Here is a 20,994-nt window from a genome sequence, read left to right on the forward strand (position 1 = left end):
GCAGCACCGCGAACTGGATCGGCCCGAGTCGGAGGTGGGCGGATGCGCTCACCTCCGACTCGGGCGCCGGGTGGTGTCCGAGTCACTCCATCACGACGGTGACTGTGACTCAGGGCTACGGGCAGGACAGTGCTGCGCGACCTCTCGGGCTGTATCGTCCTTCACGTCGCGTGGAAGCGAACCTGGCCGAGGGCCATGTCGAGCGAGGCGCGCAATTGATCGGTGTCCTGGGTGGTGTGCGCCAGCAGATAACCTCCTTGCAGGGCAGCGATGACGCCGACGGCAAGGACTTCCGGCGCCACATCGGAATCGAGCTCGCCGGCGGCCTGGATGCGCGACAAGGCCGAGGCGAGCAACCCCTGCCACCGGGAAAACGCTGTGGCGAGAGCGAGCCGGCCACGATCGTGGCGGTGAGCGAGGTGGTAGATGAGCGAGCCGAGAGGGCAACCGCCTTGCGCCGCGCACGAATCGAGCAGTCGCGACTGCCACTGTTCGAGGTCCGTGAGGCGTTCGACTGCGTTCAGGCTGGGACGCTGCGCCCGCAAGACGACCTCGAGCTGGGCCTCGACGATCGCCTCCACGATCCCGCCGGAGTCGGGAAACAGCTGGTTGAGCTCAGCCTGAGTCACGCGAGCGGCAGCATGAACACGCGCCGCGGTGAGCGAGCCGACGCCTTCGCGCAGCAGGAGCGTCGTCGCCGCTGCCACGACGCGCGCACGGGGTCCCGGCTCGGAAGTGTCGCGACTCGGGCAGGGCCTGTCATACCAGTCGGCCGTCATGGTGGCAACAGTAGCCGCACTCGTTCCGGCGGGGGACTTCCCCCTGAGCAATCAGGGTCTATATGGTCCACTTCTTATCCGCTGAGGGCAAGACAGTAGATTCGAACTCAACCTCGGCGGCGCGGCCCGGACCACCCTGCCGAGTCCGGCCGAGTTCCCCATGATGGACCGTGAAGTCCACAGAGCGTGGACGTGATCACCGCACACAGAGAGAAGAGGTTCCGGATGAAGGCGATTGTGGTGACGGACAAGGCCGCGGGAAGGGCCGGGATGACGCTGGTGGACCGGCCCGACCCCGACGCGGCGATGCTCGCCGACCTCGCCGGGGCGAACTACGGCGATGTCGTCGTCGAGGTTCACGCCTCGGGCTTCACCTGGGATGAGCTGTCGTGGCCCTCGACCTGGGTCGATCGCCGTGGCCGGGACCGGACGCCGTCGATCCCCGGACACGAGGTGGCCGGCGTGGTCACCGCCCTGAGCTACGGCACCGCGGGATTGTCGGTCGGTCAACGGGTGTTCGGTCTCACGGACTGGACTCGCGACGGCACGCTGGCGGAGTACGCGGTCGTTGAAGCGCGCAATCTCGCGGCGCTGCCGGGCGACGTCGACTTCACGACCGGCGCGGGCCTCGTCATGGCGGGCCTCACCGCGTGGCAGGGGTTGTTCGTGCACGGCCGGCTCGAGGCGGGACAGCGGATCCTCGTCCACGGCGCAGCCGGAGCGGTCGGGTCGATGGCAACGCAACTCGCGCGCGAGGCCGGTGCTTACGTTGTGGGTACCGGGCGCAAGGCCGACCGTGAGGCGGCGCGGGATTTCGGTGCGAACGAGTTCGTCGATCTGGAGAACGACGCGCTGGAAGAGGTCGGGAGTGTTGACCTGGTGTTCGATGTCTTCGGTGGTGACATCGGGTCGCGGTCCGCGGGGCTGGTTCGGGCCGGCGGGACACTGGTGACGATCGCCGGCCCTCCGGAGACCCGGCTCGCCGACGGCCTCGCGATCGACTTCATCGTCGAGCCGTCCCGTACTCAGCTGGGTGAAATCGTGCAGCGCGTGCGGGACGGCCGGGTGCGCACCAACATCGGCACCGTGGCGAGCCTCGACGACGCCGTGGCCGCGTTCAACCCGACCCAGCGGAAAAAGGGCAAGACGATCATCCGCGTTCGCCCGTAACAAGCGCCGACGAAACCGGTTCCGACTCCCCTCCCGGCACCGTCAGCGACGCGACCTCGACGGTATGGCCCCACCAGCGTTCCGCAGGACGTCCCGGCGACGGCTCGTGGTGAGACTCGCGGATCCGCCGAGCCTCACCACGAGCCCTGGCGTGCCCCGCTGCCCGCGAGCGAACCACTGAGTGCGGCCTTCAGCTTCCTTCTCGAATCAGCATTTCGGTGTAGTCACGCACTCCGGTAGATATCGGTGCACAGCCGCGCCTCGTCAGTGATCGCTACGCCACGGCCCTTGGCACCGCGACGTGTCGGCAACGGCCGGCTCAGCTGGTCGGACCCCACCTGCTGACGCGGATTCGCTGCACGTCGACTCCGACCTCGAGAAGCAGGTTGGTGGCTCCGTCGCAAAAGCCCGCCGAGCCGCACACATAGACCTCGCGGTCGGACTCGACGAGAGGGCGAACGTCCTCGGCCGTGAGGCGCCCCACGGGACGGGAGCTGCCCGCGGGCGCTTCGCGGGTGTAGACGACCGTGGTCTCCGGACCGGAGATCTCGTCCGGGTAGTACAGATCGGCGGGCGATCGAACGGACACGACAAGCCGCATCAGGTCGGGGCGGTTCGCGCGTCGCGCGAGCCGCAACATGGACATGAGCGGGACCACACCCGAGCCCCCGGCGAGGCCCAGGATCGGCGTGGCACCGTCCCACGAGAAGAACCTGCCCACCGGACCGCGGACCTCCAGGACGTCCCCGACTTCGACGACGTTGTGCAGAAACCCCGATACCTCACCGTCGGGCAGCATCTCGACCGTGATCTCGATGTCGTCCCCACCCGGGGAGCTCGCCACGGAGTAATCGCGCTGGGCGTGGTAGCCATCCGGCGCGGTCAGCCGGACGACGTAGAACTGGCCGGGCCGGTGTGTCCGCGGTTCGGTGAGCCGCAACCGGAAGGTCTTCGCGTGGGAAGCCTCCGGACCGATGGCGGCCACGACGGCGGTCTGCCAGGACGAAGGGGAGGCCATCAGTCCCCCTGGTAACGCTGCTCGAGCCACGGGTCACCGTGGTCGTGGTAGCCGTTTCGTTCCCAGAAGCCCTGCTCGTCCTCGGCCATGAACTTCAGTCCCGACACCCATTTGGCGCTCTTCCAGAAGTACAGGTGCGGCACGAGGAGCCGTGCCGGGCCACCGTGGATGTCGTCCAGTGGCGCGCCGTTGACGTCCCACACCACCCAGGCTCGGCCGTCGACGACGTCCTCGATCGGCAGATTGGTGGTGTACCCGGTGTGCGAGCGCGCCATCACGTACGCCGCGTCGTCGCGCACCCCGGTGATCTCGAGCAGGGTGTCGATGGAGACCCCGTCGAAGGTCATCCCGAACTTGGACCACGTCGTGACGCAGTGGATGGCGCCTTCGTACCGGTCCGGTTCGAGTGCGTGGATCTCGTCCCAGGTCCAGCTGGTCGGTGTGTCGACGAGGCCGTCGACCGTGAAAGTCCAGTTCGCGGTGTCGATCGACGGAGTCGCCTCCGCGTGCAGCACCGGCCACTCGTCACCCGTGTCGTATTGACCGGGTGGCAGCCGCGGGTCTCGGCTGGACCGTTGACGCCCGACGAAGCCTCTCGTCGCTACCATGTCTGTCCACCTTTCTGATGCGTTCAGTGCCGGAGAGCTCCAGCACTCATTCCGGGACGATGTGAATGGCCGCTTCTTCGGCGGACGCCGCGGCGCCGTCCACACCCACGTCGGAGGCGAAGAGGTAGGGATACACCTCGTCGGCGTCCGGGTCTTCGACCAGCCGGCCCGCGCGCGCCTCTCCGACCTGGTCGTCGTACAGCTCCCCGTCCGTGTCGGACGCGTCCCCGAGCCCGTCACCCTCATCCGCGACGGGAAAGACGTCCGGCACTTCACGCCGGAGCCGCTTGCCGAGCTCCTCGTGGCCCGCGGCCTCCCGTGCCGTGAGCCCCCAGTCGAAGACCGCGGAGGGCCGTTCCGGCGGCGTGTACCCCTCGTCCAGGACATCGGACACACCACGATCCACGAGGCTGTCCTCGGGATCCAGAACACCGTCATCCAGGTCGACACCACCGTCGTACTCGTCAGTGTCGTCGCTCATCGAGTTCTCCCATCCGATCGGTCGCGCTGGTCGCGCTACCCGTACTGAAGTGGACCATATAGTCCATATTGGCGAAATGGCCGACTAACCCGTGTGGGTTATCCGACAGCGTGTGGCCGCGTCGAGCACGGCGGTCAGGAGATGAAGTCGTTGTCCACCAGGTAGGCGCGAATGTTGCGCCGGGCGTCGAACATCGCCTTGTAGATGGCGTTGCGGTTGGTTTCCAGTTTCGCGGCGAGGGCGTCCATCGGGATGTTGTCGATGGCCACGGCGACGAAGACGCGGCGTTGGCGTTCGGTCAGTGCGTTCTCGATGGCATGGGCAAGGGCGGCCCGGAGTTCGATGGCCTGCACCTGGTGGGGCGGCTCGTCACCGACGGCGGCCCGAGCGCGCTCGGCCTCGTCGTGGTCGAGAGACACCCGGTGGTCGCGCCAGAAGTGCCGGCCGACTTTCGTCGAGACCTCGAGGATGACGAATTTGAAGGCCCAGGTCTTGAACTGCGCGTCGCCGCGGAACTCACCGATCTTGCGGGTGATCCGCATGAGGGCGTCGGCCGCGGCCTGGTGGGCCAGGTCTTCGAGTTCGGGGCCGGTGAGCCGGAGGACCGGCGACCTGCGCGCGGTCTCCCTCCTGGCGATCTTGATGAGCATCGCGTGCAAGCGGCGACAGGCGTCTTCGAATGCCGGGCTGCCAGGACTCAATTCTTGGACCCAGACGGCGGACGCGGGGTCGAAGCTCCGTCCATCGACCAGGACTCGCTCGTCGACCTCCGAGGTGGTCACGTGAACCGGGGTTTCAGTCCGGTGTCAGCGGGGTATGTCGTCTGCACACGGGATACGGCCGGCGTCATGCCGCCCCACCCCCTCTCTCATGACCGTCATCAGCATCTGGAATCCCCTGCCACGCCGTCACCGCTACTTGTCCGACAGCACCGAAACCGACTCGCACACCACGCACGGAGAGTCGGCAAACCGAGCCATGGCCTCGGTGTTCGAACGGCTTGGCGCGATGCCGTCAAGCCGGGCCGACGCCATGAGCGTTCGGGCAGCTCGTGTTTCGAGGCGCAGCAAGGGCCGCTCCACCTACTCGCGAGCTGTCGGGACTGTCGCTACCTTCATAGCAAAACAGGACCATTAAGTCCAGAAGGTCTCCGACCCCGTGCCGAATGTCCATTGAGAACTGCGCGTTGGGCCTCACGCCGTTCGAAGCGACGACTGGCTGTCGGTGTCCCAGCGACGCGGGACACCGCGGACACGGCGCCGTCGGGCCTCGCGCTTCGTGAGGATGCCGGCGGCGGCGAGCGCGCGGACCACCGACGAACGGCCGGCGTTGAGCCGGAACCGGTACCGGGATTCCGGGGTTCGAGCCGTGTCGAGATGTTCCCGAAGGAGTTGCGTCGCCGCCGTGCCGAGCCCGGTGCAGTCGGTCAGGTCGACGGTGACGATCCCGCGACACAACGCGGTCACGACGTCGAGCTCCGCGCAGAGCACCTCGACGGCCGATCGTTCGATCACGCCGCCGCTGACGAAGAGGGTTATCGAGCCGTCGGAGACCACGGTCCTCAGAAGCTCCTTCGGATGATGAACCGCGATCGCGCTCCCCGTCATCAGTGAAGGCTTCTCCACTACCGTTCCCTCCGGAACGCTGTGCTGGCTTGCGAACACGAGGCCCCTCCCCTGTGGGTGATCACCTGTTGGCGGCGACCCCCGATCTCCCCTTACCGCGGCCCTGGGATCACGTCCGGTCGAATGCCCCTCAGAGGAGACCGGCCACCCGAGCCGGTTGCGGTCTCACGGCGGCCGGCCCCGCGGGGTTCGGCCGCGAAACGGGTTCGGATCCCCGCGCGTAGTGGCAGCCACTCTTTTGGGTCCACCCGTGGGGGTAAGACAGGGCCGATCGCTGCCTCGAACACTGCATGAGCTCACTGACCACGCCGACCATGGGCACGGGCGTGCTTGCGAAGCGTCTCGGGCAGGCCGCGGACAACGCAGATCAGCGGTACAAGCTCGCCAAGAGCCTGCGGCACCAGATGAACAAGGTGTTCCCGACCCATTGGTCCTACCTGATCGGCGAAGTCTCGCTGTACAGCTTCATCGTCGTAATCGCGACCGGCGTGTACCTGACGCTGTTCTTCGATCCCTCGATGCAGGAAGTCACGTACCACGGCAGCTTCCAGAACCTGCAGGGCGTCGAGATGTCGCAGGCCTTCAAGACGACCCTGGACCTCTCGTTCGACGTGCGTGGCGGGCTGTTCGTGCGGCAGCTGCACCACTGGGGGGCGCTGATCTTCATCGCCGCGACGCTCCTGCACATGCTGCGGATCTTCTTCACCGGCGCGTTCCGCAAGCCGCGTGAGGCGAACTGGGTGATCGGCGTGATCCTGCTCCTGATCAGCATGTTCGAGGGGTTCTTCGGTTACTCGCTGCCGGACGACCTGCTTTCTGGCACGGGTGTCCGCGCGACCTTGTCGGGTATCGTCTTGTCGGTGCCGGTCATCGGCACCTGGATCCACTGGGCGCTGTTCGGCGGCGAGTTCCCGGGCGACCAGATCATCCCGCGCCTGTACACACTGCACATCCTCGTGCTGCCGGGGGTCCTGTTCGCCCTGATCGGCGTGCACCTGGTGCTGGTGTGGTTCCAGAAGCACACACAGTTCCCGGGCGTCCGCGCGAAGGAAGACAACGTCGTCGGCATCCGGATCGTGCCCGAGTTCGCGCTTCACGGCGGGGCGCTCGCCGTGCTCACCACGGGGGTCATCGCCTTGATGGCCGGTCTTTTCCAGATCAACCCGGTGTGGAACTTCGGGCCGTACAACCCGTCGATGGTGTCGGCCGGTTCGCAGCCGGACTGGTACATGGCCTGGGCCGACGGCATGCTGCGCATCTGGCCCGCGTGGGAGGTGTACCTCGGGAACTACACGATCCCGGCGGTGTTCTTCTCCGGCGCGATGGGCATGGGGCTGCTGATCACCATGCTGACCGTCTACCCCTGGATCGAGGCGAAGCTGACGAAGGACGCCGTGCAGCACCACAACCTGCTGCAGCGGCCGCGCGACGCACCGGTCCGCACCGCGCTGGGCATGATGGCGCTCGGGTTCTTCCTGGTCATCGAGCTGTCGGGCTTCAACGACATCATCGCCGACCAGTTCGACATCTCCCTGAACGCCACCACGTGGGCCGGCCGCATCGGCGTGCTGATCGTGCCGCCGATCGCCTACTACCTCACCTACCGGATCTGCCTGGGTCTGCAGCGGGCCGACCGCGAGGTGCTGGAGCACGGCGTGGAGACGGGCATCATCAAGCGCCTGCCGACCGGCGGGTTCATCGAGGTCCACCAGCCACTGGGCGGCGTGGACAGCCACGGCCACGCAGTGCCGCTCGAGTACCAGGGTGCGCCGGTGCCGAAGAAGATGAACAAGCTCGGTGCCGCGGGGCGCGCCGTCCCGGGCTCGCTCTGGACGCCGGACCCGCCCGAAGAGACCGCCGCCATGGATCGGGCCGCCGAACAGGGGAAAACGACGTGACCGAAGGCGAGGACAACGGCCGGCTTCGCGCCCTCACCGAGGCCGGCGTGTCGATCTGGCTGGATGAGCTCTCCCGCGACATCCTGGAGAACGGCGAATTCGAACGCCTGGTGCGAAGCAGTTCAGTGGTGGGCGTCACCACGAACCCGACGATCTTCGCCAACGCCATCGCCCGGAGCAGTCGCTACGCCCCACAGCTGAAACGCCTGGCCGGGAACGGAATCGACGTAACGGAGTCCGTCCGGGCGTTGACGATCCGGGACGTTCAGCAGGCGGCGGACGTACTCCGTCCGATCTGGGAGAAGACCGACGGCGTTGATGGCAGGGTGTCACTGGAGGTGAGCCCCGAGCTCGCCGGCGACACCGACGCGACCATCGCGGACGCGATCCAGCTGTGGGAGCTCGTCGACCGGCCCAACCTCATGGTGAAGATTCCCGCCACCCGAGCGGGCGTCCGAGCTGTTTCCGGTGCGCTGGCGGCGGGCGTCAACGTGAATGTCACTCTGGTCTTCTCGCCGCGGCGGTGTGCTGAGGTCGGTGAGGCGTTCGTCGACGGGCTCGAGCGAGCTCGTGAGAACGGCCACGACCTCGCGGCGGTCCACTCGGTCTCTTCGCTGTTCGTGTCCAGGGTGGATACCGAAGTGGACAGACGGCTCGACGTCATGGGCGTCCCCGAAATGCGCGGCCGGGCTGCCCTGGCCAACGCGCGGCTCGCTCATGAAGCCCTGGCTGCGGTGTGGGTATCCCCGCGGTGGCAAAGCCTTGCCGCCGACGGAGCCCGCCCCCAGCGGTTGCTGTGGGCTTCGACCGGTGTCAAGGATCCGTCCTTTCCCGACACCAAGTACGTGACCGGCCTCGTCACGCACGGCACCGTGTCCACGATGCCGCCCACGACCCTCTCGGCGTTCGCCGATCACGGCGAGCTTGCCGGGGACCGAGTCGTCGGGCTCGGCAAGGAAGCCGCGGCCGACCTCGCGGCCGTTGCAGCCGCGGGTATCGATCTCGATGACGTGTACGACACGCTCGAGAGAGAGGGCGTCGCCAAGTTCGCGGCCAGCTGGCGAGCCCTCCACGCGTCAGCAAGTGCGTTCCTCGGCTGAGGCCCGCAGTCCTCGCTCACACCCACGGTTGTCTCGAAGGGAATCTCATGCCTCGATCGCTGGAGTCGCTCAGCCCGGCCGATGGCGAGCAGGTGGCCAAGAAGAACCTGGTGGCCGCACTGACTGCCGGACGGATCGTTTACGACGACGGCGCCGAACAGGTCTTCGACCACGACGGTGCGACCACCTACACCGACCGGGGCCACCCGACACGCGGAGAGTGGTACATCGACGCCGACGGCCGTTTCGCCTCGTTCTGGCCGCCCACTTACCGTGCTTCGTACGACCTTCGCTGGGTTGTCGAGGCCGGCTCGATCGTCGGCCTGAGCTTCACGCATTGCGGAGACGGTTCACAGTTCACCGGGCGATACGCCTGACCGGCCGACCATCATGATCAACCGCCGAGCACCGGCGCGCGGAAAGCAATCCAAGTTGCCGTCTGCGCGCTGGTGTCCATTGTGCTGCCCGTTTCCCTGCACACCAAGACCTACGAGTGTCCACACGGGATTTCCACGGGTGCATTCATGGTGGCGGGTGTAGTTCACTTCAGTCCTCGACAACGAAAGGTGTACGCAATGGTGAAAGCCGTCATCGAGGGAACCGTGATCGCCGAGGCCGAACGGAACGACCTGATCTCCCTCGAAGGAAACCTCTACTTCCCCCCTGCGGCGATCCGGCAGGGAAGCCTCCAACCGAGCTCGACTCAATACACCTGTCCGTGGAAGGGCGCGGCCCGCTACTACGACGTCATCACCGACGGATCACAGACCCACGACGCGGCCTGGTGCTACCCCCACCCACACCAGTCCGCGATCGACCGCGTCGGTACGGATTTCTCCGGCTACGTGGCGTTCGACCCGCGAAAGGCGGATATCCTTGACTGATCCGATCCTCGCCGCAATCCGTCTTCGAAACACCTGGCTGCAGCTGAACAACCTGATCGATTGGCAGGCCACCGCGGCCTGCCGATCGGAAGATCCCGAGGTGTTCTTCCCCTCCCCCGCCGCTGCGCCGCAAATCCGGCACGCCACGGCCATCTGAGCATCGCTGGCCGTCGGAGGCGACCGCCCTGCTATCCCTGAACTCGAGTCACGGACCCGGTCAGCCGGCGGCGACGTTGTGGTTCAGCCGGAACAGGTTGGTGGGATCGTAGGCCTTCTCGACCTCGACCAAGCGCGTGTAGCGCTCAGTGCCGAACACCACGAACGGCACGCCGACCATCTGGTGGCCCAACCGCGGGTTCCAGAGCGGCCGAGAGGTTGTAGTGCCGGCATTCATCCATGTAATCGGCCGATCGACAGAATTGACGTGCGGCGGCGCAACGCGAGTACGCCCAGCAGGACAGTGGCCGCGGCGGCAACCAGGTGGAGCGTCACGGAGGCTTCGAAGACTCGCGCCAAGACGGGCACGCCCGAACGCAGCGCGACCCGGATATTGCCGGGCCCACCGAGCACGAAATGCCACAGGACGCCCAGGATGAGCGCACCGGCGGCCGAGACGATGACGAGGCCTGCCCCGTCTCGCGCGGCAACCCTGAGGTGGCGCGCGATACCGATCGCGGTGCCGATGATGCCGAACAAGACGAGGAACAACGGCTCCAGGAGAGGCACGCCTCCGGCGAGCAACCCCAGCAATACGAAGTCCACCAGCACGAGCGCCGCCTGCACAGCGGCCACGGCCGCCATGACCCGGTCGACTCTCGCGACCAGCCGTGGCAGGCGAAGCACCGCTTTGCCGTTGACTGCGTCAGTCACAGGTTCCTCCTCCAAGAGTCCGGACGGTGAGGGATCGAGACGGTCGAAACAACTTTTGCGCCCCGCAGCTATCGGGACAGCGGGTGCGGCAACGAACGGGCGACCAAAGGGTGCCGGTTGCAGGGGGTGTGGTTGCGGAAAACCGCGGCGGCAATCGCGCCGGCGACAAACAGCGCCGCAGCGCAGATCACGCAAGCCAGGCGATAGCCGGGCTGGAACGCCTCGGATCGCGCGTACGAAGCGCCGGTGAGACCGACGAGCGGCGGAAGCGCCGCGATCCACAGCAAGGCGGCACCGCGCGCGACAGCGTTGTTGACCGCGGACGCGACGCCGACGTGGCCGCCCGGTAGCGACGACAGCGCGACAGACGTCAGAGGTGCCACCATCGTGGCGGTACCGAGGCCGAACACGCACTCGAGCGGGATCACCCAACTCCAGTAACCCGTGTCGGGCTTGATCTGCAAGGCCATCAGCGCCGCTACGCCACACAACACAGGACCGGCGGTCAGTTGCCAACCGGGCCCGACCCGCGCAGCGAGTTTACCGCTGGAGGGAGACAGCGCGAGGCTGATGATCGTGATCGGCAGAAGAGTGCTGCCGGCTTCGGCCGGGCTGTACCCGGCGACAGTCTCCAGGGCGATCGTGAAGATCAGGAAGAACACGCCGAACGCACCGTAGACGATGAACGTGATCACGTTGATCGAGACGAACGATCTGGACTTCCTCAGCAGCGCCGGCAACATCGGCGATGTCGTTCGCCGTTCGTAGCGCACGAACCCGATCCCCGCCGCGACAGCCACGAGCGCACTCGCCAGTGCCCCCGGCCCACTCGGGTTCGCCGGTATCGCGGTCAACGCGTAGGTCGCCGCGGCGAGGGTCACAAGGGCCAGCGCCGAGCCACCCCAGTCCATGCCGGACGACTCGTCGTCGCGGGTCTCCGGAATGTGGCGCACGGTCACCACCAGGACGATGACCGCCACGGGCACGTTGATCAGGAAGATCCACCGCCACGAACCCAGCGACAGCAGCCATCCGCCGACGAACGGGGCGAGAACTCCCGCGATCCCGGCGTACCCGGACCAGGTTCCGATCGCCCGCGGCCGATCACCAGGTACGATCGTCGACTGCAGGATGGCCATGCTCGCCGGTGCCATCAACGCTCCACCGATGCCTTGCAGGATTCGCGCACCGATGAGCGTCCCCACGTCGGGGACGGCCGCGCACAGGACCGAGGCGACCGTGAACCCGGCGACGCCGATGAGGAAGATCCGCTTGCGGCCGTACCGGTCTCCGAGCCCACCCGCCAGCAGGATGAGCGAGGCGAGGCTGAGGGTGTATCCGGTCACGGTCCACTGAAGGGACGCGAAGCTCGCACCCAAGTCCCGGCCGAGGTCGGGAAGAGCGACGGTCACGACGCTCGAGTCGATACCCGCGATACTCGCGCCGAGGACCGTCGCGACCAGGATCCGTCGCCCCTGCGCAGACCGAATCGGAAAACCCACCGGTGGCGGTAGAGCGACGTCTGAACCGCCCACGGTGAGTACCCTCCCTGTACTGACAGCCAGAATTTTCCGAACCAGTTCACCCAGCGCCTTTTCCGGAAGAGATCCCGCTTACGGCCTGGTCGCCAGTCGGTCGAGATCGTCGACTTCGTGTGCCGTCAGGGAAATGTCGACTGCAGACACGTTCTCGTTCAGGTGCTGGATGCTCAGCGTGCCGGGAGTGGGGAGGATCGCGGGTGAGCGATTCAAGAGCCAGGCCAGAGCGAGCTGCGCCGGCGAGACATCGCGCGGCCGCGCCATCTCCGCCAACGGCCCATCCTCCCTGGCAAGCGTGCCGGTCGCCAGCGGAAGCCACGGGACGAAGCCGATGTTCGCCGATTCCGCGTAGTTCAGCAACGGTTCGGCCCCGCGATCGATGAGGTTGTACTCAGCTTGGACTGTGGCGATCTCCGCAAACTTCCTTGCTTCTTCCAGATCGGCCAGTGTCACCTCCGCCAAGCCGATCTTCCCGATCTTTCCTTCACGCTGCATATCCGTGAGAAGTCCGAGTTGATCGGCAATGGGAGCGTGCGGGCTGAATCCGTGCAGCTGGAACAAAGGAACGCGATCGAGCTTCAGGTACCACAAGCGCGTCTCGATCTGTTTACGAAGGAACGAGGGCCGCGGTACCGGTTCCCAGTGCCCGTTCGGCGATCGAAGAAGTCCGCCTTTGATCATCAGCAGCAAGTCTTCAGGGAACGGGCTGAGTGCTCGCACAATGAGTTCTTCGTAGTCGAAGGGTCCCGACGATTCGGCGATGTCGATGAGATTCACCCCGAGATCGACCGCTTCTCGGAGCACTCGTGCCGCTTCAGTGGCGTCCTTCGGATGACTCCAGACGCCGGACTCACTTATCTGAGCGGTCCCAAGACCGAGCCGGGTGATCGCGTGCCCTCCGATCGTGAAGGTACCGCATCGATCAGGAAGGGTTCCAGGCATGGTCTCGTCTCTTTCACTGTCTTGTGGATTTGTGCCGACATGAATCGGTCAGATGTCAGTGAGTTCACCCGGCTGCTCTCCTTCCGGCGGCGCCACCCCCGCCGGCACGTCGAGGTCGTAACGCCGCAACCGGAACACGTCGAGCCTCGTGTCGTAGTACTTGTCGGTTTGGCCGACCCACTCCATCCCCATCCGCCGCACGGCGGCCGCGGCGCGTTGGTTCGCCGGGCGCGACACAGCGAAGATCTCGTCCGTACCGGCATCGAAGGCATAGTGAGCGACCGCGTCACCGACTTCACCGGCATAACCGTTCCCCCACCAGCCACGAGCGATCTGGACACCGATCTCGAAATCGATGTCGTCTGGCGGCAAGGGCAGCAACGAGACCGCACCCACGACGCGTCCGCTCGCGAGATCGGTGACCTTCCACCGACCGACCGGAGGCTCGGTTTCCAAGCCGTCCGCGACCCAACCGGCAACCAGATCCTGCATGGCGGAGATGTCCGCGACTCGATCCATGGCCGGCGCCAGCCACCGAGAAACCTCTTCGTCGCCGAAGATGCCCAGAGCCGCTTCGACGTCGGGCATCGTCCACGGAGCAAGCTCCAGCCGGGTGGTCCGGATCAGTTCTCCGTCGATGTCGACCGAATGCGACCCCGGAATCAACTCTGCACTCCTCTTCCTCACCGATTTCCCCGGCTCCGGGGAAGTTCGAGCTTCCGTTGATCAGCGTTCGCGAGGCGCGCGATCCGGCACGGCCGCCCGGCCGGGGAAGCGGCCGTCGACAAGCTCTTTGTATTCGGGGTGGTCGGCAATGTAGTCGGCCACGAAGGTGCAATAATTCGTGAGCTTCAGATCTCGGGTTCGCAGATCATCCAAAGCGTGTTTCACCAGCCGCGTCGCGACACCTTGACCACGATGTCCAGGATCGACGATCGTGTGGCTGAACGTCACTCGCCGGTCACCGTGCGGGGCGTGGTAGACGATCATGCCGACGACCTGCCCGTCGACCACGGCCTCATACGATCCGCTGTCGACGTTGCGCTGTACATCCATCTCGGAACTCACTTCATTTCTCCTGATGTTTTTCTCGAGCAGCACGGTCTGCACCCTCAGTGCATGAAGACCGTTTCCGCAGCGTCAGACCGAGACGCGGGACGTTGAGGTGCGACGCGCGGAAGGTGTCACGACACGTGGCGAGGGAGCGTGGACGGCGTCAAGGCGTGACTGAACGGCACGGTCAGGCGCCACGTGGAGTCTGCGAGTGGCGAACGCGGAACGTCGAACGTCGTGCTCCACGAGCTCTGGGCTGTGCCCCCATCGGAGAAGGTCAACGTCAGCGTGTACGACTGCGCGTCGGCTCCATTCTGGTGCGTGCCGCCACCGCCGCCGGCGAGGTGAAGGACGTCCGGCATCGAACTCAGCAGGATGGCGTTGATGCGGAGCTCGCGCCCCTGTGCCGCCGAGTATCCCGCCACCCGGTCGGCAGCGCGTTCCCCAGGCCCGTGGGTTGTGGCGAGCATGACTTCGAGCTCGCCCAGCACGTGCGCACTGATCGAGAGCTCCAACCGCAACAGGCCGTCGGACTCGTGGTCGCGGGATCGCCTGCCGTCACCTGTGATGGTGGCGGAGGACAGCCTCAGCGGAAGGCCGGCAACCGGCGACCCCGGCATGAAGCCCAGCTGCTCACTCACCGTAGCTGCACCTTTCGCATTCTTACGACGAAGTCCGCACATTCGGCAGCGTTGAGCACCCGACGCAGCTCCGTCCTCCGGTGCGCTCATCATGCACCAAAGAGAACTATTTAGTCCAGTCAAGGAGGGGGAGCTAGCTTCAGGCTCGCCGCCTTTGTCCAGGCCGGCCGCGCGTCGGAACCCGTCCGATGCGCGTCACCCGGAGGTCGAGATGCCACATGGAACTGCAAAAATTGAAACCGGTTTCTCGCTGTTCACCCGAACGACATCTCAGCGACGACAGCGATCGTGTTGTCGATCACGGGGGGCGATCAAGCCCAGCATGGAACCGGACGGTCCACTCCTGGCGAGGTGAACTTCGCCGGACGCTCACGGCGCGAACCGCCGCGGCTGAGGCGCCGGGTCAGGAGCTCGGCCGCACAGCCGATCGGAGCGCCTGGTAGCTGACTCGGCCTCGGTACGCACGTCCGTCGATGAACAACGTCGGCGTGCCTCGGACAGCCAACTCGGCACCGGAGGTGTAGTCGGCCACGACGGCGGGGCGGAACCGCTGCGCGCCCTCACCGGTGACGTCGCCGGCGCCGATGCGAGCCGCGTATGCCCGCAGGTGGACATCCGTCAGCTCACTCTGGTGGGTCAGCAGCAAGTCGTGCATCTCCCAGAACAGGTCGCCCGACGCCTCGGCGGCAAGAGCTGCAGTGAGTGCGTACGGGTGGATCGTGAAGATCGGAAAATGACGGAACACCAGGCGGATCGTGCCGGCCGAGCTGTCGATCAACCTGCGCAGCTCGGGCGCCGCCGCAGCACAGTACGGGCACTCGAAGTCCCCGTATTCCACTACCGTCACCGAAGCCGATGGATCGCCGTACACGTGCCGGTCCAGATCGAACTCACTGCGCGTCGTCACCTGCGATCCCTCCGTGACAGAACGGTCCACTCCGGACAGTGGCACTGCGAACCGTGGATGCCTCCGGGCCAACGCCCGATCTGATGGACGGTACACAACCGGATCGACTGCACGTCAGGCATACTCGGGCCGTGAAGGCCGACTCGAGCCAGTTCAACGACGGGCTCCTCCCGCACCTGCCGTCGACGACCCGTCAGATGAGCCTGCCGCTGCCGTACGTGACCGCCGGCTTCCGCCGGTTCCTGTTCACCGAAGCCGGCAGCGCTGTCCTGCTCCTCGCCGCCACGGTGGCCGCGCTGGTGTGGGCGAACGTGGCGGGCGCGGACTACGACGCGTTCTGGGGACTGCACGCAGGCGTGGAAGCCGGCGGCGCGCACTTCTCACTGGACCTTCGTGAGTGGGTGAACGACGTCGCCATGGTCGTGTTCTTCACTGTGGTGGGACTGGAGATCAGCCGCGAGGTGTCCGTCGGCGAGCTGCACGACGTGCGCTCGATCGTCGTCCCGGCCTGCGGTGCGCTCGGCGGCCTGGCGTTGCCCGCGGTCCTTTACTTCGTGTTCAACAGTTCCGGCGCGGCTGCAGCCGGCTGGGGCATTCCGATGTCGAGTGACACCGCCTTCCTGATCGGCGTGCTGGCTCTGTTCGGTCCCCGCTGCCCTGATCAATTGCGGCTCTTCTTGCTCACCCTCGCGATCGGCGACGACATCGGCGCGATCACGGTGATGGCGGTGTTCTACACACACCACGTTTCCGTGGTGGCGATCGCGGTGGCGGCAGCACTGGTTCTCGTGCTGTTGGGCCTGCGGAGGCTGGGAGTGTGGCGATTGGCGCCATACCTCTTGGTCGGCGCCGGGTTGTGGGCGGCCGTCGACGCGTCCGGGGTCCACCCGACGCTCGCCGGCGTGCTCATCGGCTTGATCGTGCCGGCCGGCGAGGTCGACAGTCACGCCCGCGAGCGACTCCGCCTCTACGGGCGCGCTGTGATCGAGCGCGCGGACACCATGCGCGTGCGACTCGCCACCACCGCGATGAAGGCGACACTGTCGGCGAACGAGCGACTGCAGGGAATTCTGCACCCGATGAGCGCGTTCGTCATCATCCCCGCCTTCGGCCTGGCGAACGCCGGCGTGCAGCTCGACAGCAGCGCGCTGCGGGCCGCGTCGTCCTCCACCGTGACCCTCGGTGTCGCGGTCGGCCTGATCGCGGGCAACACCTTGGGCATCTCGCTCGGAGCCGGAATCGCGCTGCAGACCGGAATCGGCACTCTGCCCGGCCGCGTCCGCTACAGCCACCTCATCGGCGGAGCCATGCTCGCCGGCATCGGTTTCACGATCGCGTTGTTCATCACCGATCTCGCGTTCGCCGACCCCGGCCTCCAGCAGCAGGCCAAGGTGGGGGTTCTCGGCGGATCACTCTGTTCGGCGATCCTCGGGTCCATTGTGTTGCGATTCCTCGGCGACCGTCTCCCGCTGTGCTCCTTCGACGAGCGGTTCTCACTCCCGGAGCTACCCGAAGGCCCGTGGCTGGACCCGAGCTTGGCCTGAGACGAAGGCACACCTCGGTGCCGTCGACCCCCAGCTTGTTGGACCGCATGGTCCATCTAGACTGTGGTCCCCGAAAGCCGGCGGCCCGGCCTTCCCGGCAACGAACCTGGAGTGCGGTTGATCGACGACTTGTGTGCGGTCGTGGACGAGCTGACGTCCGATCCGTCGAACGCGTGGGCACGCGACCTCGGCTACCGTCCCGTGTGGGCCGGGTCGCCGGCCTCGCGGATCGCGATCATCGGCCAGGCGCCGGGCCGGCGCGCCCAGGAGAGCGGGATCCCGTGGGACGACGCCAGCGGCGTCCGGCTGCGCTCTTGGCTCGGCGTCAGCGACGAGGAATTCTACGACCCCTCGCTGTTCGCCATCGTGCCGATGGATTTCTACTTCCCGGGCAAGGGCAAGACGGGTGACTTGCCTCCCCGCAAGGAATTCGCGCCCCGGTGGCATCCGCAGATCTTGTCGAGGATGCCGCACATCACTCTCCGGGTGCTCATCGGCGCGCACGCCCAGCGGTACTACCTCAAGGGCCGATCCAAGACCAACCTCACCCAGACCGTGCGGTCCTACTGCGACTACCTCCCCGCCGAGTTCCCACTGGTGCACCCGTCTCCACTGAATTACCGGTGGCACGGGAAAAACTCCTGGTTCACCGCCGAGGTCGTCCCTGAGCTGGCGCGCCGAGTGTCGATCGCACTAGGACGCGGATGACGGTGACGGGATGGCCGACCTGGGCTCGGCCGGCCGAGTCGCATCGCGTGACACCTCCGCACACGCAGGTACGATAATCTGTCGAAGTGGTGGAACCGGAGAGCACAGAGAAGCCCGTCCGGCTGACGGCGCGCGGTGAAGCGACCCGGGCCCGGATCCTGCATGCTGCCGTAGATCTGATGACGGTCAAAGGGGTGGCCGCCACCACGCTCGACGATGTCCGCGCGGCAAGCGGCACCAGCAAGTCACAGCTCTACCATCACTACGCTGACAAGGACGCGCTCGTCCAAGACGTGATCGAATACCAGGCCGAAGACCTGCTGGCCTCGCAGGGGGAACGGCTGCGCCGGCTGAACTCGATCCGTGGACTCGAGCGTTGGCGTGACGCGATCATCCAGAGGAACGCTCTCCGCAACGGGGCTTACGGATGCCAGCTCGGCTCCCTCGCGAGCGAGCTCTCGGACCAGAACGAGCGGGCACGCTCCGCCCTGGCCGGCCACTTCGAAACCTGGCTCGGCCTGATCGCGGACGGTCTGCGGCGGATGCGTGACACGGGCAAACTGCGCCGTGACGCCGATCCCGAACGGCTCGCCATCGGCTTGATGGGCGCCCTCGAAGGCGGGTACCTGCTCGCGCAGACGGGGCACGACATCAAGCCGATGCGCATCGCGCTCGACATGGCCATCGACTACATCCGTACCTTCCAGGCGTGAGTCGCGGGTAGCGGAAGACCAAAGTGGACCGCCTCACCGCGCGCGACTATTGCTCGCCCGAGTTGTCCTTGCCGTGGTCACCCGGCATGGTCGCGTCGACCAGCTTCTGCGACGGCGCGGCCTGGTGGCGCGGTTTGCCGAAGAAGCCGATCTCACCTTCGGTTTGCAGGCGTTCCACCATGTGCGGGTAGTGCAGCTCGAACGCGGGGCGCTCGGAGCGGATCCGGGGCAGCTCGGTGAAGTTGTGCCGCGGCGGCGGGCACGACGTGGCCCATTCGAGGGAGTTGCCGTAGCCCCAGGGGTCGTCGACCGTGACGATCTCGCCGTAGCGGTAGCTCTTGAACACGTTCCAGATGAACGGCAGCGTGGACGCACCGAGGATGTACGCGCCGATCGTGGAGATCGTGTTCAGCGTGGTGAACCCGTCGGAGCTCAGGTAGTCGGCGTAGCGGCGGGGCATGCCCTCGGCGCCGAGCCAGTGCTGGACCAGGAACGTGCCGTGGAAGCCGATGAACGTGGTCCAGAAGTGCCACTTGCCGAGCTTCTCGTCCATCATCCGGCCCGTGATCTTCGGGAACCAGAAGTAGATGCCGGCGAAGGTCGCGAAGGCGATCGTGCCGTAGAGCACGTAGTGGAAGTGCGCCACCACGAAGTAGCTGTCCGACACGTGGAAGTCGATGGCCGGCGCGGCCAGCAGGATGCCGGTCAGGCCGCCGAGGAGGAACGTGACGATGAAGCCCATCGAGAAGATCATCGGCGTCTCGAAGGACAGCTGGCCCTTCCACATCGTGCCGATCCAGTTGAAGAACTTCACCCCGGTCGGGACCGCGATCAGGAAGGTCATGAAGGAGAAGAACGGCAGCAGCACGGCGCCGGTGGCATAGAGGTGGTGTGCCCACACGGAGACACTGAGCGCAGCGATGGCCAGGGTCGCGAAGATCAGCCCCTTGTAACCGTAGAGAGGCTTGCGGCTGAAGACCGGGAAGATCTCGGACACGATCCCGAAGAACGGTAGGGCGATGATGTACACCTCTGGGTGACCGAAGAACCAGAACAGGTGTTGCCAGAGGATCACCCCGCCGTTGGCCGGGTCGAACACGTGCGCACCCAACCGACGATCTGCCTCCAGGCCGAAGAGCGCGGCCGTGAGGATCGGGAAGGCGATGAGGATCAGGATGCTCGTGACGAGGATGTTCCAGGTGAAGATGGGCATCCGGTACATCGTCATGCCCGGCGCGCGCAGGCAGACAACGGTGGTGATCATGTTGACCGCGCCGAGAATCGTGCCCAGACCGGACACGATGAGGCCGACGATCCACATGTCGGTGCCGGGGCCTGGAGTGTGGACGGCCTCCGACAGCGGCGTATAAGCAGTCCAGCCGAACTCAGCCGCACCGCCCGGTGTCAGGAAGCCGGATACGACGATCAGGCTGCCGAAGAGGTAGAGCCAGTACGAGAACGCGTTGAGCCGCGGGAACGCGACGTCCGGGGCACCGATCTGCAGCGGTAGCACGAAGTTCGCGAACCCGAACAGCACCGGGGTCGCATACATCAGCAACATGATCGTGCCGTGCATGGTGAACAGCTGGTTGTACTGCTCCTGCGACAGGAACTGGAGCCCGGGCCGGGCCAACTCCGTACGGATCAGCATGGCCATCGCACCGCCGGCCATGAAGAAGGCGAACGCCGTGACCAGGTACATCACGCCGATCTGCTTGTGGTCCGTCGTCCGCATCAGCCGAAGCAGCGCCGTGCCCTTCGGGGCAATGCGCGCGGGATACGGCCGCGTCGCAATCGGCCTGGGCGCGACGGTCCTCATGGTTTCCTCCGGCTGAATGCTGCACTGGCTGGCTTTTCGATCCTGGGCTCGGGCCGGGCACCGTTCGACGGCACCCGCCCCGCCGGATCTCCCGGGAGAACTCACCTTTGTCGAAATCCGGGCAGTCCGTGAGCCCCGGCGCCACTCAGGCGGACCTGCTTCGTCACCGGGGTCACCACGACCTCGACGAGACCCTACGTGGACTATATAGTCCTAATCAAGTCAGGGAGGCGATTCTCGCAGGCCCGGGTTTCTCAGCAGCTGGGCGCGGGCTCGGTCAGAGCACGTCCTTCAGATCCGACAGCAGAGCTGCCTTTGGCTTCGCGCCGACGATCTGCTTCACCGGCTTGCCACCCTGGAACAGGATCAGCGTCGGGATGGACATCACATGGTAGTCACGCGCCGTCTTCGGGTTTTCGTCGATGTCGAGCTTCGCGACGGTCAGCTTCTCGCCGTTCTCGGCCGCGATCTCCTCGAGCACCGGGGCGACCATCTTACAAGGCCCGCACCAGGTCGCCCAGAAGTCGACCAGGACCGGCTTTTCGCTGGTCAGAACGTCGTCCACGAACGACTTGTCGGTCACCTTCACGGTGTTGTTGCCCATGGTTTCTCCTTCGGGTTGTCGGAAACTGGCGAGAGTCAGAAGGCGCCGGCACCGTAGCGGCCACCGAGAGCGGTTCCGAGACGTTCCGTTGT

25 protein-coding genes and 2 pseudogenes are annotated in these 20,994 nt (G+C 66.1%); 10 read left to right on the forward strand and 17 right to left on the reverse strand.

Annotation, left to right across the window (positions count from 1 at the left end; genetic code table 11):
- Nucleotides 1–161 precede the first annotated feature (161 nt).
- Nucleotides 162–779 (reverse strand): TetR family transcriptional regulator C-terminal domain-containing protein, encoded by a 618-nt coding sequence (locus tag K1T34_RS01200; protein WP_220242461.1) that lies wholly within the window; start codon nucleotides 777–779, stop codon nucleotides 162–164.
- Between the two features lie 225 nt (nucleotides 780–1,004).
- Between K1T34_RS01200 and K1T34_RS01205 the strand changes: the two genes are divergently transcribed.
- Complete coding sequence (locus K1T34_RS01205) at nucleotides 1,005–1,949, forward strand: NADP-dependent oxidoreductase (RefSeq protein ID WP_220242462.1); 945 nt, start codon at nucleotides 1,005–1,007, stop codon at nucleotides 1,947–1,949.
- Nucleotides 1,950–2,268: 319 nt separating this feature from the next.
- On the opposite strand, the gene K1T34_RS54545 is transcribed toward K1T34_RS01205, so the two are convergent.
- Nucleotides 2,269–2,634, reverse strand: a complete 366-nt coding sequence (locus K1T34_RS54545; protein ID WP_370643863.1) for a hypothetical protein — start codon at nucleotides 2,632–2,634, stop codon at nucleotides 2,269–2,271.
- Here K1T34_RS54545 and K1T34_RS54550 point away from each other — a divergent pair.
- Nucleotides 2,605–2,691 (forward strand): annotated as a pseudogene (locus K1T34_RS54550) (hypothetical protein); the annotation flags it as partial. The gene K1T34_RS54545 and the pseudogene K1T34_RS54550 overlap by 30 nt on opposite strands.
- On the opposite strand, the pseudogene K1T34_RS54555 reads toward K1T34_RS54550, so the two are convergent.
- From K1T34_RS54555 to K1T34_RS01230, 5 genes and pseudogenes are all read right to left on the reverse strand, one after another.
- A pseudogene (locus tag K1T34_RS54555) lies at nucleotides 2,671–2,967 on the reverse strand (FAD-binding oxidoreductase); the annotation flags it as partial. The pseudogenes K1T34_RS54550 and K1T34_RS54555 sit on opposite strands and share 21 nt — an antisense overlap.
- A complete protein-coding gene (locus tag K1T34_RS01215) occupies nucleotides 2,967–3,575 on the reverse strand; it encodes a sulfite oxidase-like oxidoreductase (RefSeq protein ID WP_220242464.1) in 609 nt (202 codons plus the stop codon). The gene K1T34_RS01215 and the pseudogene K1T34_RS54555, both read right to left, overlap by 1 nt.
- Nucleotides 3,576–3,621: 46 nt before the next feature.
- Entirely contained in the window at nucleotides 3,622–4,056 is a 435-nt protein-coding gene (locus tag K1T34_RS01220) for a DUF5709 domain-containing protein (protein WP_220242465.1), read from the reverse strand.
- A 134-nt stretch (nucleotides 4,057–4,190) separates the two neighbouring features.
- Complete coding sequence (locus K1T34_RS01225; protein WP_220242466.1) at nucleotides 4,191–4,838, reverse strand: RNA polymerase sigma factor; 648 nt, start codon at nucleotides 4,836–4,838, stop codon at nucleotides 4,191–4,193.
- 411 nt (nucleotides 4,839–5,249) lie between these two features.
- Nucleotides 5,250–5,663: a hypothetical protein gene (locus K1T34_RS01230; protein ID WP_220242467.1), complete on the reverse strand. Its 414-nt coding sequence runs from the start codon at nucleotides 5,661–5,663 to the stop codon at nucleotides 5,250–5,252.
- Nucleotides 5,664–5,971: 308 nt separating this feature from the next.
- On the opposite strand from K1T34_RS01230, the gene K1T34_RS01235 reads away from it, so the two are divergent.
- The 5 genes from K1T34_RS01235 (at nucleotide 5,972) to K1T34_RS01255 (ending at nucleotide 9,720) form a co-directional block, all read left to right on the forward strand.
- Nucleotides 5,972–7,579, forward strand: a complete 1,608-nt coding sequence (locus K1T34_RS01235; protein WP_220242468.1) for a ubiquinol-cytochrome c reductase cytochrome b subunit — start codon at nucleotides 5,972–5,974, stop codon at nucleotides 7,577–7,579.
- A complete protein-coding gene (gene tal / locus K1T34_RS01240) occupies nucleotides 7,576–8,679 on the forward strand; it encodes a transaldolase (protein WP_220242469.1) in 1,104 nt (367 codons plus the stop codon). The genes K1T34_RS01235 and tal overlap by 4 nt, the downstream gene beginning before the upstream one ends.
- A gap of 47 nt (nucleotides 8,680–8,726) precedes the next feature.
- Complete coding sequence (locus K1T34_RS01245; protein WP_220242470.1) at nucleotides 8,727–9,056, forward strand: hypothetical protein; 330 nt, start codon at nucleotides 8,727–8,729, stop codon at nucleotides 9,054–9,056.
- 198 nt (nucleotides 9,057–9,254) lie between these two features.
- Nucleotides 9,255–9,563 carry a DUF427 domain-containing protein gene (locus K1T34_RS01250; protein ID WP_220242471.1) on the forward strand — a complete coding sequence of 103 codons (309 nt, stop codon included), beginning with the start codon at nucleotides 9,255–9,257 and terminating at the stop codon, nucleotides 9,561–9,563.
- Complete coding sequence (locus K1T34_RS01255; protein ID WP_220242472.1) at nucleotides 9,556–9,720, forward strand: WhiB family transcriptional regulator; 165 nt, start codon at nucleotides 9,556–9,558, stop codon at nucleotides 9,718–9,720. The genes K1T34_RS01250 and K1T34_RS01255 overlap by 8 nt, the downstream gene beginning before the upstream one ends.
- 60 nt (nucleotides 9,721–9,780) lie before the next feature.
- On the opposite strand, the gene K1T34_RS01260 is transcribed toward K1T34_RS01255, so the two are convergent.
- The 8 genes from K1T34_RS01260 to K1T34_RS01295 all read right to left on the reverse strand — a co-directional run bounded on the left by K1T34_RS01260 (nucleotide 9,781) and on the right by K1T34_RS01295 (nucleotide 15,514).
- A complete protein-coding gene (locus K1T34_RS01260) occupies nucleotides 9,781–9,912 on the reverse strand; it encodes a BBE domain-containing protein (protein ID WP_220242473.1) in 132 nt (43 codons plus the stop codon).
- Nucleotides 9,913–9,953: 41 nt separating this feature from the next.
- Nucleotides 9,954–10,433, reverse strand: coding sequence for a hypothetical protein (locus K1T34_RS01265; protein ID WP_220242474.1), 480 nt, complete (start codon nucleotides 10,431–10,433; stop codon nucleotides 9,954–9,956).
- Between the two features lie 68 nt (nucleotides 10,434–10,501).
- Nucleotides 10,502–11,968 carry an MFS transporter gene (locus K1T34_RS01270; protein WP_370643602.1) on the reverse strand — a complete coding sequence of 489 codons (1,467 nt, stop codon included), beginning with the start codon at nucleotides 11,966–11,968 and terminating at the stop codon, nucleotides 10,502–10,504.
- Between the two features lie 78 nt (nucleotides 11,969–12,046).
- Nucleotides 12,047–12,913, reverse strand: coding sequence for an aldo/keto reductase (locus tag K1T34_RS01275; RefSeq protein ID WP_220242476.1), 867 nt, complete (start codon nucleotides 12,911–12,913; stop codon nucleotides 12,047–12,049).
- Nucleotides 12,914–12,961: 48 nt separating this feature from the next.
- On the reverse strand, nucleotides 12,962–13,579 hold the full coding sequence (locus K1T34_RS01280; RefSeq protein ID WP_220242477.1) for a GNAT family N-acetyltransferase: 618 nt from the start codon (nucleotides 13,577–13,579) through the stop codon (nucleotides 12,962–12,964).
- A gap of 60 nt (nucleotides 13,580–13,639) precedes the next feature.
- The gene (locus tag K1T34_RS01285; protein ID WP_220242478.1) at nucleotides 13,640–14,014 is read right to left on the reverse strand and encodes a GNAT family N-acetyltransferase; all 375 of its coding nucleotides are present in this window, start codon (nucleotides 14,012–14,014) and stop codon (nucleotides 13,640–13,642) included.
- An 83-nt stretch (nucleotides 14,015–14,097) separates the two neighbouring features.
- Entirely contained in the window at nucleotides 14,098–14,607 is a 510-nt protein-coding gene (locus K1T34_RS01290) for a hypothetical protein (protein ID WP_220242479.1), read from the reverse strand.
- 403 nt (nucleotides 14,608–15,010) lie between these two features.
- A complete protein-coding gene (locus K1T34_RS01295) occupies nucleotides 15,011–15,514 on the reverse strand; it encodes a thioredoxin domain-containing protein (RefSeq protein WP_220242480.1) in 504 nt (167 codons plus the stop codon).
- Nucleotides 15,515–15,645: 131 nt separating this feature from the next.
- Here K1T34_RS01295 and nhaA point away from each other — a divergent pair, with 131 nt between their 5' ends.
- The 3 genes from nhaA (at nucleotide 15,646) to K1T34_RS01310 (ending at nucleotide 18,479) form a co-directional block, all read left to right on the forward strand.
- Nucleotides 15,646–17,058 carry a Na+/H+ antiporter NhaA gene (gene nhaA / locus K1T34_RS01300; RefSeq protein WP_220242481.1) on the forward strand — a complete coding sequence of 471 codons (1,413 nt, stop codon included), beginning with the start codon at nucleotides 15,646–15,648 and terminating at the stop codon, nucleotides 17,056–17,058.
- Nucleotides 17,059–17,175: 117 nt separating this feature from the next.
- Complete coding sequence (locus K1T34_RS01305) at nucleotides 17,176–17,766, forward strand: uracil-DNA glycosylase family protein (protein ID WP_255638223.1); 591 nt, start codon at nucleotides 17,176–17,178, stop codon at nucleotides 17,764–17,766.
- A gap of 86 nt (nucleotides 17,767–17,852) precedes the next feature.
- The gene (locus tag K1T34_RS01310; protein ID WP_255638224.1) at nucleotides 17,853–18,479 is read left to right on the forward strand and encodes a TetR/AcrR family transcriptional regulator; all 627 of its coding nucleotides are present in this window, start codon (nucleotides 17,853–17,855) and stop codon (nucleotides 18,477–18,479) included.
- 46 nt (nucleotides 18,480–18,525) lie between these two features.
- Here the strand turns inward: K1T34_RS01310 and ctaD are convergent, their stop codons facing one another.
- A complete protein-coding gene (gene ctaD, locus K1T34_RS01315) occupies nucleotides 18,526–20,298 on the reverse strand; it encodes a cytochrome c oxidase subunit I (RefSeq protein ID WP_220242483.1) in 1,773 nt (590 codons plus the stop codon).
- 277 nt (nucleotides 20,299–20,575) lie between these two features.
- Nucleotides 20,576–20,902, reverse strand: coding sequence for a thioredoxin (gene trxA / locus K1T34_RS01320; RefSeq protein ID WP_220242484.1), 327 nt, complete (start codon nucleotides 20,900–20,902; stop codon nucleotides 20,576–20,578).
- Between the last annotated feature and the right edge of the window lie 92 nt (nucleotides 20,903–20,994).

This window comes from Amycolatopsis sp. DSM 110486 (assembly GCF_019468465.1).
Lineage (GTDB): Bacteria > Actinomycetota > Actinomycetes > Mycobacteriales > Pseudonocardiaceae > Amycolatopsis.